Raw genomic sequence first — 13,094 nt, 5'->3', positions numbered from 1 at the left:
GTCTGGCGCAACGCTTCAGCCAGAGAGACCGAGATGACAACAATAACAATCAACGAAGTCGGCCTGCGCGATGGCCTGCAGAGCCTGCAGACGACCATGCCAACGGCCGCCAAACGCCGCTGGGTCGACGCCGCGTACGCCGCCGGCGTGCGCCACATGGAGGTCGCTTCCTTCGTACCGGCACGCTTGCTGCCGCAAATGGCCGATGCCCGCGAAGTGGTGGCCCACGCCCTCACATACCCCGACCTGCAGGTGACGGTGTTGGCCCCGAACCTGCGCGGCGCCAGGGACGCACTTGAGTCTGGCGCCCATCGCATCGTCGCGCCGGTATCGGTCAGCATGGCGCACAGCCTGGCCAACGTGCGCCGCACGCCCATGCAAATGGTCGAAGAACTGGGGCGCATGTGCCAGCTGCGTACTGAAATGGCCCTGCATGATGTGCAGATCATTGCCGGCATGTCGGTTGCCTTTGGCTGCACGCGTCAGGGCGATGTCCCGCTGGCCGACCTGTGTGCACTGACTCACCATGTGATCGAAGCCGGTTGCGACCTTGTCTCGCTGGGTGACACCACTGGCTACGCCAACCCGGGCCAGGTGGCGGTGGTGCTTCAGGCCGTGCGGGCGATTGCCGGTGAGCGCCTCAAGGCCGCGCATTTTCATGACACCCGTGGCCTGGCCCTGGCCAACAGCCTCGTCGCGGTGCAGCAGGGCATCCGCGAGCTTGACGCCTCCCTGGCAGGTTTGGGGGGCTGCCCGTTCGCCCCTGGTGCTTCCGGCAATACCGTCACCGAAGACCTGGTGTTCATGCTGCAGAGCATGGGCTACGACACCGGGATCAATTTGCCTGCACTGATCGAGTCGCGCCATGTGCTGAGCGAGGCGCTGCCGGGCGAGCCCCTTTACGGCTGCATCGCCCGCGCCGGGCTACCGCTGAACTTTGCTGACGCCACCGACCCCGCCTGACCCGCCTGAACGAGGAATACCACGATGTCCAGACTTCCCTTGGACGGCATCCGCGTCGTCGAAATTTCGCATATGGTCATGGGCCCGACCTGCGGCATGATCCTCGGTGACCTTGGCGCCGAAGTGATCAAGATCGAACCCGTGCGCGGCGACGGCACGCGCCGTCTGCTGGGCGCGGGGGCGGGTTTCTTTCGCACCTTCAACCGCAACAAGCAATGCATCGCCGTGAATGTCGAAACCCCCGAGGGCCGCGAGGCCGTCCTGCAACTGATCGATACGGCCGACGTGTTCATCGAAAACTTCAAACCCGGTCGCATGCATACGCTGGGCCTGGACTACCCCGCGCTGCGCCAGCGCAACCCACGGCTGATCTACGCCTCGCACAAAGGCTTTCTCAGCGGGCCCTATGACAACCGCCTGGCGTTGGACGAGGTGGTGCAGATGATGGCCGGCCTGGCCTACATGACAGGGCCAGTGGGCCGCCCATTGCGTGCGGGCAGCTCGGTGAACGACATCATGGGCGGCATGTTCGGCGCCATTGGCGTGCTGGCGGCCCTCAACGAGCGCCACACCACCGGCAGCGGCCGAGAGGTGCAAAGTGCCCTCTACGAGAACTGCGTGCTGCTGGCAGCCCAGCACATGCAGCAGTACGTGGTCACCGGCGAGGCAGCAGCGCCGATGCCCAATCGCATCAGTGCCTGGGCCATCTATGACGTGTTCACCTTCGCCGGTGGCGAGCAGATGTTCGTTGCCGCCACCGGTGAAGGGCAATGGCACGCGCTGTGCCAGGTGCTGGGGCAGACCACCTTGCTTGATGACCCGACACTGGCCAGTAACAACGACCGTGTGTTGCAACGGCCACGGCTGCTGGCGCACCTGGCCGAGGTGTTCGCGTCACTCGACGCCGGGCAATTGGCCCTGCAACTGGAGGCCAACGGCATACCCTTTGCGCCCATCCGCCGCCCGGAAGAATTATTCGACGACCCGCACCTGCAACAGAGCGGCGGTATGGCAGAGCTGCAACTTGAAGACGGCAGCCACACACCGATGCCGTTGCTACCGCTGTCGCTGGACGGCCAGCGCCTGCAGCCACGCCGGGCGATAGCGCGGATTGGCGAGCACACCCGCCAGGTGATGCGCGAACTGGGTTACAGCGATGAGCACATTGCCGAGCTGTGCGCGGCCGGCGTGCTAAAAATCGACGACGCAGCTTGAGGAGGGTTTGAGATGGCGATTTACCAATACGACACCCTGGCGCCCAACCTGCACCCGGAAACTTTTGTTGCCGAGGACGCCACCGTGATCGGCGACGTAACCCTCGAGCAAGGGGTCAGCGTATGGCCGCAGGCCGTACTGCGGGGCGACAACGAACCGATCCGTATCGGCCAGCGCAGCAACGTGCAGGAAGGTGCGGTGCTGCATGCCGACCCCGGCTTTGCGTTGACGGTGGGGCAGGGCGTGACCATCGGCCATCAGGCGATGTTGCATGGCTGCACCATTGGCGATGGTGCCCTGATCGGCATCCAGGCGGTGGTGCTCAATGGCGCGGTCATCGGCAACAACTGCCTGGTCGGTGCCGGTGCCATTGTCACCGAGGGCAAGGTATTCCCCGATAACTCGCTGATCCTGGGTGCACCTGCCAAGGTGGTGCGCGAGCTGTCGGCCGAGGCCATCGCCAGCATGCAGCGCAACGCCGCCGAGTACGTCGAAAAAGGCCAGAGCTTCAAGGAGAAACTGATCCGCATCCGCTGAAAAACCTGCTGGCGGCGCCCCTCGATGCGTCGCTGCTCTCCAATAATTACAAGAATGGAGATCCACCATGGTTGCCATGACCGGCGAACTGGCGCGCGAGCGCAACGACAGTCACATCAATGAACTGCTGCTGTACCGCCGTGTGGCCTGGCGCATCATGCCGCTGGCCATCATCTGCTTCCTGTTCTCGTACTTCGACCGCATCAACATCAGTTTCGCCAAGGCCCAGATGCAGCAAGAGCTGGGCCTCAGCGATGCCGCCTATGGCCTGGCCGCTAGCATGTTCTTCGTCGGCTATGTGCTGTTCGAAGTGCCCAGCAGTCTTGGCCTTAAGCGCTACGGGGCACCGGCGTGGATCTGCCGGATCATGGTGTCGTGGGGCCTTGCAACGGCGGCGCTGGTGTTTGCCTATACCCAGTACACTTTGTATTTCCTGCGCTTTCTGATCGGCGTGATGGAGGCCGGTTTCGGCCCGGCGATCCTGTTCTACCTGGCATGCTGGTTCCCCCGCAAGCACCTGGCGAAGATGAATGGCCTGTGGTTTTTGGCGGTGCCGCTGGCCGGTGCGGTGGGCGGCCCGGCGGCGGGCTTTTTGCTGGGGACCATGGACGGCGTGCTGGGGCTCGCGGGATGGCACTGGTTGTTCCTGATGTCCGGGCTGCCGTGTGTGCTGCTGGGCCTGCTGGTGCTGTGGAAGCTGGACCGTGACATCGAGGCAGCGAAATGGCTGAGCCGCGAGGAGAAGGACCTGCTGGCGGAGAACCTGGCCCAGGACAAACGTGCCGCAAAACCCATCCTCGGCTCGATCTGGCGAGTATTGCTGACCCGCGAAGTGGCGATCATGGCGTTCATCTATTACGTGATCAAAACTGCGTCCTATGGCCTTAACTTCTGGATGCCGCACCTGATCAAGTCGTCAGGTGTGCAGGACATGCTGTGGGTCGGTGTGCTGTCGGCATTGCCTTACGCGGTGGCCTGCATGGGCATGGTGTTGCTGACCCGTCGCTCTGACCGTACCGGCGAGCGCAAGCGCTACCTGGTGTACTGCCTGCTGGCGGCAGCTATCGGTTACTTGCTGGCGTGCCTGTACGCCGACTCGTCGCTGGCGATGATGGCCGCGCTGGTGCTGGCCACCGCGGGTACCTTCATTGCCATCCCGATCTTCTGGACCATCCCCCAATCGACCTTCTCGGGCTTGGCAATTGCCACCGGCACTGCTGCAATCAACTCGGTCGGGCAGCTAAGTGGCATCGTCGCACCGGTGATGGTGGGCAAGATCAATGATCTCACCGGTAGCAACTCCATGGGCATGTTGTCCATCGCCCCGCTGATCCTGATCGCTTGCCTGGTGGTGATGCGCTACGTGCGCAACCCCCGAACCTGATTGGCGCTGAGTCTTCGAACAACAACAAGAACAAGGCACACCCATGATCATTACTTCCCGGCGAGTATCGCTGATGCTCGGGGCGCTTTGCTGCGCCTGTCAAAACGCGCAGGCCGGCTTCATCGATGGCGCCAGCGGTAGCCTGGAACTGCGTAATTTTTATTTCGACCGCGACTTTCACGGTGACAGCGCCGCGCAATCGCGACGCGGTGAATGGGCCCAGGGGTTCATGCTGCGCTTGCAGTCTGGCTACACCGACGGCCAGGTCGGCTTTGGCCTGGACGCAGCCGGCATGCTGGGCCTCAAGCTGGACTCTACCCCCGACCGTAGTGGTTCCGGCCTGTTGCCGCGGGGTAGCGACAAACGCGCCGCGGACGACTACACAAAGGCCGTGGCTACCTTCAAGGCCAGGCTGGCGCAGAGTGAGTTGAAAGTGGGTGGCCTGAGCCCACAACTGCCGTTGCTGGCGTCCAACAACAGCCGCTTGTTCCCCCAGTGGTTCAACGGTGCGCAACTGGTGAGCAAGGACTTGAACCGGTTTACGCTCACCTTGCTGCAGGTGGATGCCACCAAACTGCGTGACTCCACCGACTACGAGGACCTGACCGCCATGGCGCAGCAAGGGGCCTATTCGTCGACGGTCACCAGTGATCGTCTGCGCTACGCCGGTGTCGATTACCAGCCGCTGGACAACCTGACCCTGAGCGTTCACACCAGCGCGCTCGAAGACCTGTTCCGGCGGGATTTTGCCGGGTTCAAGTTCAAGACCCGTCTCGGGTCGGGGGATGTGTTCACCGAGTGGCGCTGGTTCAATGCACAGGAGCAGGGCCGGGCGTTGCTGGGCGAAGTCGACAACCAGACCCTCAGTACCAACTTCGGGTACAGCGTGCAGGGCCATACATTCAGCGGGGGGTATCAGAAAGTGCGTGGCGATACGGCATACGCCTACGTGGGTGGCACCGATACTTACCTGTTCAGCGAACAGCAGGTCAGCACCTTTGCCCTGGCCAACGAACGGGCGTGGATGCTGCGCTATGACTACAACTTTGCTGCAGTGGGCATCCCTGGGCTCACGTTCAACGTGCGTTATGTGAAGGGCGACCAGGTCGACCCGCAGCGCATTGCCAGCGTCAAGGGCAGGGCGCTGGCGGCTGGCGACGGAGAAGGGCGGGAGTGGGAGCGGACCACGGACGTCACCTACGTGGTGCAATCGGGGGCGCTCCGGAATGTGTCGCTGCGTTGGCGCAATGCGAGCATGCGCTCGAATTTTGCCGATGCAGCGGATGAGAACCGGGTGATTGTGGGGTACACGTTCGAGTTCTGACGCAATCACTCTGTGGGGTTGGCCGGTTTCTCTCCCGCTTTGGACTTGCGTGGTTTACGTGGCTTTTTCTCAGGCCGTTTGCCGGGTTTGAGCTGCCAGCGGTAGGCATTGGCGAGCAGGCGCTCCTGGATTGCGGGTGGGTAGTCGCTCAGGGTGGTCACGGGTGGTACGGGCTTGCCGGGCATGCCGGCCTCGCGGATTACTTTCGGCCAGCGCGGTCGCCAGCACAGCAGCAGGCTGAGCCAGTGGCCGGTGCCAACGATGACGAAAGCGGGCCACACGAACAGCAGGATAACTTTGAACAACCAGCTGCTTTTGCGGAAGAAACGCCCGAGCCCCTCGAACTGGGCGCTGAATGCCTGGATGGGTGAGGGGAGTTGTGTGCTCAGGCGGGGGCGGGGGACGGCGTGCGGGCCTTCTTCCATGTAGCGGCGGATGAATTCCCACTCATCACGCAGTTCGCTGCCGCCTTGGCCTTGCTTGCCGAGTAGGGCCATTTCCATGTGGGGAAGGCCGGTGCGGCTGGGGTGCCAGACTAGCCCTAGTCGCATGCCCAAGCTGAGTGAGTCATCTTCTGGGTCGATGGCTGTGCTTCCGGTTGTTTTCCAGGGGAAAGTGACGATGCCGCCGCAGTATTTCGGTCGATGTAGGTGAACTTGTTGGGTTGCTCGATTGAAGCGAATGAGTAGGTGACGGCTAGTCAGCATTTCTAGTCGGGTTAAGTGAATTCCATACTTTGAATAAAGATACACTAAGGTCGAGGTGACTGAGAGCATTATAAGCGTTGTAAGAATAGTGATTACAGAGCGACCCTCAGGGTCGGTGATGTCCATCCAAATAAACCCGGTGGTGATGTAAAGTCCCACAGCAACGGCCGGGGCGATGGCTCCGAGCGTTGCGAGCGTAATAAGGCCGCGCTTTTCTTCTGAGCCACCACAGCGAATGTCTAAGAAGATGTCGTTAAAAGCGAATACAGGGCCTCTTGCGCGTGGGTTTTCACTAACGGGCTGAAAGTGCATTTCTTCATCCAGCTCGCCCTCATACAAATCTTGACGCTTCTCATTCGGTGTCAGTTCTGCTTCATATGCTTTTCGCGCAGCTTCGGATTCAGTAGCCATTTGCCAAAAACCCCATTCGATCAGATACATCACAATACCTCGCTGAATGCGGTGTGCAGGGTCTTTAGTTCTTCCTGTTCTTCAAGCGGTTTTGAGTTCTTTGCAAGGCGGAAACTGCTGCGTTTGCACCACTTTTCCAAAGCGTCGTCTTCAAATATGTAAATTATCACTGTCAGGACCAGGCCGATCCAGAAAGCGCCAAGAATGAGGCGGGCAAGTAATAGCCGAGCGGCTTGCGTTCCGAGCTTTTTTGCAAGCTCTCTCAAGGACGTGGATACCATCCTAGCCAGCTTGGTTTTGGCATTATGAGAAAGGTATTCGAAGAGAGGCTTTGCAATCGCGACTGCTGTTCCTAACTCTGCTAGCGAAAGGGTTATTGTCGCCATTCCTCTTACAAAATACGTAGCAGCCAAGAGTCTCGAGTTTTTTTGAGCCTGCTTGGTAGCGCCACTCTGGCTGCTTTTGAAGTGCTCAACCGAATCTGTGAAATCCCACCACGCCAGTAGTGAACCTCCGATACCAGCCAATCCCGCCCCCCATAGCTTCAACCTTCCCAATGTTGCGGCCGCCCCTTTCCCAGTCACACTGTTAGCGCCGTATCGGGTGACCACTTGGTCTACATAGCTGGCCCCAATTTCAAAACCCGCAGCAGCCGTGGTCATCGCGGCCGCCAAGAGTTCGGTCTTCACCCGCGCATCACTGTCAGGCAGCTCGCGGGCTTTGAAGGCCATCAGCATGCCTTCGATGAGGCATATCAGGCCCGCAGCACGAACTTTATAGAAATCACTTTGCTTGTTATCAGCCTGCATTAGCCCTTCGGCCCAGGCTTGATCCAGGTACCGTGCAATCTGGCCACCGGTGCGTTGCGGATTGATTGGCTGCCCACTTCGTGCAGCTTCACTCACGCGTATTTCGACAGCCGTTTCATGTACCGAAGCAAACAACGCCAGGCGCAGGCCATGGTGCATCGCTCGGTCTGGGCTGCTCGGTGCCCCGGTTCTCAGTACCTGTCGCCCCAGCGCGACGTACCATCCATACAGGCCGATGCTGACGCTGCTGTTCCGCTTCTGCAGTTCTTCATACAGCGTGTTGATGCGTGCAAAGGCATTCGCTGCGGCATGGGCGCGTTTGGCAAGGCCTTCGGCCAGCGTGAAGTTTGATTCTGCGGGTGGTTCGGCCTTGGCTGTTTCCAGCAGCGCCGCAAGCTCCTCTTGGAGGTCGTCCTGGTTATAGCTGATGCCGCGTATCGCCAGGTTGCCCCGGTCGGCCACGTCGCTGCGCCACCAGTGGTCCAGCACCTTGGTGCCCCATTCACTCAACTCCATGCCGATCACGCACTGGCCGGTCTGCTCGGCAAAGGCCAGGCCGTTGATCAGGTCGGCGTTATCGTAACGGTCCAGCGCTTGCAGCAAACGTTCGCTGACTACCCAGCGGGCATGGTCCTTGGCGCGGTCTTCTGCCGCTTGCTGGGCTTGTTGCATGGCCTGCTCAAAGGCTTCGAGCTGATCGTGCATGGCCTGACGGTCGACCAGGTGGCCGTATTTCTGGTCGAACTTCTTGCTGAACTCGCCAGCCTCCTGACGGGCCTGGACCTTGGCACGGACGTCGCGCTCGAACTGCGCCAGGTGAGGCTTCATGCGTTCATCATGGGCATCGGCCTGCTGCCTGGCCCGTTCGGAAAACGCGTAGATCTCCGCGTGCACGTAGGGTTGGTTGCGTATGTTTTCAGCCATGACTTCGCGCTTGACGATCTGCTCGGCCATCATCTGCGGGTAGAGCTTTTCGATCTCCAGGAACGACTGCGCGACCAGCAGCTTGCGCTCGTTGTCCACGCCGGGTTCCACGGTGCGTTCCAGCCACTTGGTCTTCACATCCTCGACAGCGGCGTTGCGCCAGGCGTTGAGCTCCTGGGTAATGCCGAGGGCGTCTTCGATGACGATGGCGGCGCCCCGGGGTTTGCTCTGGTTCATTAGCGGCGCCAGCGCTTGCCGTGAGGCGTGCGGCGAGACGATCTGGTCATTGTTGAACGGCTGCAGGTCCAGCAGCGCCTGCAGGTCTGTATCGTGCTGTGCCTTGAAGTCAGCCACCCAATTCAGCTGGTCATGCTTGAGCACGTGGGGCTGGGGTGGGGCGTCGGAGGGCTGGATGAAACGGGCGATATCGATCGCAGGCAGGCTGCTGCGGTATTCGTCGTCAAGCAGGCGGTAATTGTCGAGCATGCGCGGGGTCAGCGGGGAGGGGCTGAACAATGGGCGCAGCTCCTGGATGTCGTCGAGGTCGTACAGGGTGATGGTCCAGCCGAAGCTGCGGATGATGTCATCCAGATTGCCAGTGAGGGGGGCGGGCGCCCACGGTGAGTCGGCGCTGATGTACAGCAGTGAGCCATTGGGCGCGACGCGGTACTGGCTGTGCCACTCGTAGGCAGGGGCGCTGTGGCGTTTGATCAGCAGGTAGAGAAAGCCCTCGCGCAGGGGGCGGATGGCGTAGCTGGAGTGGGTCAACTCGCCGACGTCCTGAAAGGGGCTGAGATAGCCCGGTAGTTTCGGCAGGCGGGCACGTTGTGCCGGGTTGCCGCCGATGGCGGCGTAGCGCAGGGGCAGCAGTTCGAAGCGGCGGGTGCAGTTGGCGACGGGGCTGTTGCGCAGGGCGGGGCGGTAGCCGGTGGTGATGCGCCGACACAGTTCGAGGGTTTCACTCAGAGAGTCCATGGATACGCTCCAGTTGCAAGGCTGATATATGGCATTACTCGGCTTCCTTGGGCCTTCTGGGCGTACGTGGTTTGCGTGGCTTTTTTTCAGGCCGTTTGCCGGGTTTGAGCTGCCAGCGGTAGGCATTGGCGAGCAGGCGCTCCTGGATTGCGGGTGGGTAGTCGCTGAGGGTGGTCACGGGTGGGACGGGCTTGCCGGGCAAGCCGGCCTCGCGGATTACTTTCGGCCAACGCGGTCGCCAGCACAGCAGCAGGCTGAGCCAGTGGCCGGTGCCAACGATGACGAAAGCGGGCCAGACCATCAGCAATATGACTTTGAACAGCCAGCTGCTTTTGCGGAAGAAACGCCCAAGCCCCTCGAACTGGGCGCTGAATGCCTGGATGGGTGATGGTAGTTGTGTGCTCAGGCGGGGGCGGGGGACGGCGTGGGGGCCTTCTTCCATGTAGCGGCGGATGAATTCCCACTCGTCACGCAGTTCGCTGCCGCCTTGGCCTTGCTTGCCGAGTAGGGCCATTTCCATGTGGGGAAGGCCGGTGCGGCTGGGGTGCCAGACTAGCCCTAGTCGCATGCCCAAGCTGAGTGAGTCATCTTCTGGGTCGATGGCTGTGCTTCCGGTTGTTTTCCACGGGAAAGTGACGATGCCGCCGCAGTATTTCGGTCGATGTAGGTGAACTTGTTGGGTTACTCGATTGAAGCGAATGAGTAGGTGACGGCTAGTAAGCATTTCCAACCGCGTTAAGCGAAGGCCGTATTTTAGATAAAAATAAACAATAGCACCGTCCATGACAGACATCAGCATCATTATGATGATGTCGATGACAGCAGGATCTCTACTGGTGAAAAGGTAAAGATAAACGGATCCCAGGGTGATTGTGACGCCGCTATATAGGATTGGCCCTAGTCCTCCCAGCGTCATGATTGTGATCAAGCCACGTTTTTCCTCCGATCCGCCGCAACGCATCTCAAGGAAATTTTCATTGAAGGAGTAAACAGGGCTGCGTGCGCGAGGGTTTTCGCTCACCTTCCGAAAATGGACTCCCTCTTCCAAGTCACCTTCATAAAAGTCCCGCATTGCGCGTTGGTCTGCTGGCGTCATTTTCGCAACGTACGCCTTACGGGTAGCCTCAGACTCGATTGCCATCTGCCAGAAACCCCATTCGACTAGATACACTACAAGACCTCGCTGAAAGCCGAATGAAGCGCTTTCAATTCTTCGTGTTCTTCATAAGGCTTTGCTGTTTTTCCGATTCGGAAACAGCAGCGCCTACACCACTTCTCCAATGCATCCTCTTCAAGGAGGTAAATTACGACCGTCAGGACGAGACCTATCCAAAAAGCTCCGACTACCAGGCGTGCGAGCAGAACGCGCGCAGCTTGGGTTCCCAGTTTTTTTGCAAGCTCACCCATAGAGGATGCCAACATTCTTGCAAATTTAGTCTTGGCGCTATGGGATAGATGATCAAAAAAAGGTTTTGCCATAGCAATTGCTGTTCCGCCCTCAGCCAGAGCAAGAGCTATGGTCGCGGCGCCTCGAGCTCTGTACGCGGAGGCTAGCCTTATGTTTCGCGCGCTTGATTCTTTATTTTGGGCTTCACGGATATGTTTATCGGCATCGGCGAAATCCCACCACGCCAATACCAGCCCTCCAGTACCGGCCAATCCAGCCCCCCAAAGCTTCAACCTTCCCAAGGTCGCCACAGCACCTCTGCCAGTCGCACTTCTGGCGCCGTATCGGGTTACCACCTGGTCCACATAGCTGGCCCCAATCTCGAAGCCCGCCGCTGCCGTGGTCATCGCGGCCGCCATGAGTTCAGTCTTGATACGTCCATCACTGTCAGGCAGCTCGCGAGCCTTGAAGGCCATCAGCATGCCTTCCAGCAGGCAGACCAGACCGGCGGCACGCACTTTATAGAAGTCACTCTTCTGACCGTCAGCCTGCATCAAGCCTTCAGCCCAGGCATGATCCAGATAGCGCGCAATCTGGCCACCGCTGCGTTGTGGGTCAATGGGTTGCCCGCTGCGCGCAGCGTCGCTCAGACGAATGTCGACTGCCGTCTCGTGCACCGATGCAAACAACGTTAAGCGCAGACCGTGATGCAGCGCTCGGTCTGCACTGTTGGGGGCGCCGGTTCGGAGTACCTGTCGCCCTAGCGCCACATACCACGCATGCAGGCCGATGCTGGCGGTGTTGTTGCTCTTCTGCAATTCCTCGTACAGCGAGTTGATACGCCCGAACGCATTCGCAGCGATGTGTGCCTGCCGGGCGAGCGATTCACGCAGTTCGAACGACGACTCTGCCGGTGGTCCGGCCTTAGCTGCTGCCCGCAGCGCCGCAAGCTCCTCTCGGATGTCATCCTGGTTGTAGCTGATGCCGCGTATTGCCAGGTTTGCCCGGTCGGCCACGTCGCTACGCCACCAGTGGTCCAGCACCTTCGTGCCCCATTCACTCAACTCCATGCCGATCACGCACTGGCCGGTCTGCTCGGCAAAGGCCAGGCCGCTAATGAGGTCTGCGTTGTCGTAGCGGTCCAGCGCTTGCAGCAACCGTTCGCTGACTACCCAACGGGCATGGTCCTTGGCGCGGTCTTCTGCCGCTTGCTGGGCGTGTTGCATGGCCTGCTCAAAGGCTTCGAGCTGATCATGCATGGCATGACGGTCGACCAGGTGGCCGTATTTCTGGTCGAACTTCTTGCTGAACTCGCCAGCCTCGTGACGGGCCTGGACTTTGGCGCGGACATCGCGCTCGAACTGCGCCATGTGCGGCTTCATGCGTTCGTCATGGGCGTCGGCTTGCTGCCTGGCCCGTTCGGAAAAGGCGTAGATCTCCGCATGCAGGTGAGGCTGGTTACGTACTTTCTCGGCCATGACTTCGCGCTTGACGATCTGCTCGGCCACCATCTGCGGGTAGAGCTTTTCGATCTCCAGGAACGACTGCGCGACCAGCAGCTTGCGCTCGTTGTCCACGCCGGGTTCCACGGTGCGTTCCAGCCACTTGGTCTTCACATCCTCGACAGCGGCGTTGCGCCAGGCGTTGAGCTCCTGGGTAATGCCGAGGGCGTCTTCGATGACGATGGCGGCGCCCCGGGGCTTGGTCTGGTTTATTAGCGGCGCCAGCGCTTGCCGTGAGGCGTGCGGCGAGACGATCTGGTCATTGTTGAACGGCTGCAGGTCCAGCAGCGCCTGCAGGTCTGTATCGTGCTGTGCCTTGAAGTCAGCCACCCAATTCAGCTGGTCATGCTTGAGCACGTGGGGCTGGGGTGGGGCGTCGGAGGGCTGGATGAAGCGGGCGATATCGATCGCAGGCAGGCTGCTGCGGTATTCGTCGTCAAGCAGGCGGTAATTGTCGAGCATGCGCGGGGTCAGCGGGGAGGGGCTGAACAATGGGCGCAGCTCCTGGATGTCGTCGAGGTCGTACAGGGTGATGGTCCAGCCGAAGCTGCGGATGATGTCATCCAGATTGCCAGTGAGGGGGGCGGGCGCCCACGGTGAGTCGGCGCTGATGTACAGCAGTGAGCCATTGGGCGCGACGCGGTACTGGCTGTGCCACTCGTAGGCAGGGGCGCTGTGGCGTTTGATCAGCAGGTAGAGAAAGCCCTCGCGCAGGGGGCGGATGGCGTAGCTGGAGTGGGTCAACTCGCCGACGTCCTGAAAGGGGCTGAGATAGCCCGGTAGTTTCGGCAGGCGGGCACGTTGTGCCGGGTTGCCGCCGATGGCGGCGTAGCGCAGGGGTAACAGTTCGAAGCGGCGGGTGCAGTTGGCGACCGGGCTGTTGCGCAGGGCGGGGCGGTAGCCGGTGGTGATACGCCTGCACAGCTCGAGGGTTTCGCTCAGAGAGTCCATGGTTA

9 protein-coding genes are annotated in these 13,094 nt (G+C 60.6%); 5 read left to right on the top strand and 4 right to left on the bottom strand.

Going from position 1 to position 13,094, the window contains the following annotated elements:
* Positions 1-33: 33 nt before the first annotated feature.
* The 5 genes from J3A71_RS16340 (at position 34) to J3A71_RS16320 (ending at position 5,423) form a co-directional block, all read left to right on the top strand.
* Entirely contained in the window at positions 34-963 is a 930-nt protein-coding gene (locus tag J3A71_RS16340; protein WP_016486758.1) for a hydroxymethylglutaryl-CoA lyase, read from the top strand.
* Positions 964-987: 24 nt separating this feature from the next.
* Positions 988-2,178 carry a CaiB/BaiF CoA-transferase family protein gene (locus tag J3A71_RS16335; RefSeq protein ID WP_096426042.1) on the top strand — a complete coding sequence of 397 codons (1,191 nt, stop codon included), beginning with the start codon at positions 988-990 and terminating at the stop codon, positions 2,176-2,178.
* A gap of 12 nt (positions 2,179-2,190) precedes the next feature.
* Positions 2,191-2,715 carry a gamma carbonic anhydrase family protein gene (locus J3A71_RS16330; RefSeq protein ID WP_016486760.1) on the top strand — a complete coding sequence of 175 codons (525 nt, stop codon included), beginning with the start codon at positions 2,191-2,193 and terminating at the stop codon, positions 2,713-2,715.
* A 67-nt stretch (positions 2,716-2,782) separates the two neighbouring features.
* Entirely contained in the window at positions 2,783-4,099 is a 1,317-nt protein-coding gene (locus tag J3A71_RS16325) for an MFS transporter (RefSeq protein WP_016486761.1), read from the top strand.
* 43 nt (positions 4,100-4,142) lie between these two features.
* Positions 4,143-5,423, top strand: coding sequence for an OprD family porin (locus J3A71_RS16320; protein ID WP_095117106.1), 1,281 nt, complete (start codon positions 4,143-4,145; stop codon positions 5,421-5,423).
* A gap of 5 nt (positions 5,424-5,428) precedes the next feature.
* On the opposite strand, the gene J3A71_RS16315 is transcribed toward J3A71_RS16320, so the two are convergent.
* The 4 genes from J3A71_RS16315 to J3A71_RS16300 are packed head-to-tail and all read right to left on the bottom strand — an operon-like array spanning position 5,429 to position 13,089.
* On the bottom strand, positions 5,429-6,571 hold the full coding sequence (locus J3A71_RS16315; protein ID WP_096426044.1) for a DUF6708 domain-containing protein: 1,143 nt from the start codon (positions 6,569-6,571) through the stop codon (positions 5,429-5,431).
* Positions 6,571-9,249: a T6SS effector BTH_I2691 family protein gene (locus tag J3A71_RS16310; RefSeq protein ID WP_096426045.1), complete on the bottom strand. Its 2,679-nt coding sequence runs from the start codon at positions 9,247-9,249 to the stop codon at positions 6,571-6,573. The genes J3A71_RS16315 and J3A71_RS16310 overlap by 1 nt, the downstream gene beginning before the upstream one ends.
* A 34-nt stretch (positions 9,250-9,283) precedes the next feature.
* Positions 9,284-10,420: a DUF6708 domain-containing protein gene (locus J3A71_RS16305; RefSeq protein ID WP_096426046.1), complete on the bottom strand. Its 1,137-nt coding sequence runs from the start codon at positions 10,418-10,420 to the stop codon at positions 9,284-9,286.
* A complete protein-coding gene (locus J3A71_RS16300; RefSeq protein WP_096426047.1) occupies positions 10,420-13,089 on the bottom strand; it encodes a T6SS effector BTH_I2691 family protein in 2,670 nt (889 codons plus the stop codon). The genes J3A71_RS16305 and J3A71_RS16300 overlap by 1 nt, the downstream gene beginning before the upstream one ends.
* Between the last annotated feature and the right edge of the window lie 5 nt (positions 13,090-13,094).

Source organism: Pseudomonas sp. PvP089 (assembly GCF_017875165.1).
Lineage (GTDB): Bacteria > Pseudomonadota > Gammaproteobacteria > Pseudomonadales > Pseudomonadaceae > Aquipseudomonas > Aquipseudomonas fortuita.
Note: the sequence above shows the minus strand (reverse complement) of the source record. Positions and strands in the feature narration are given on the sequence as shown.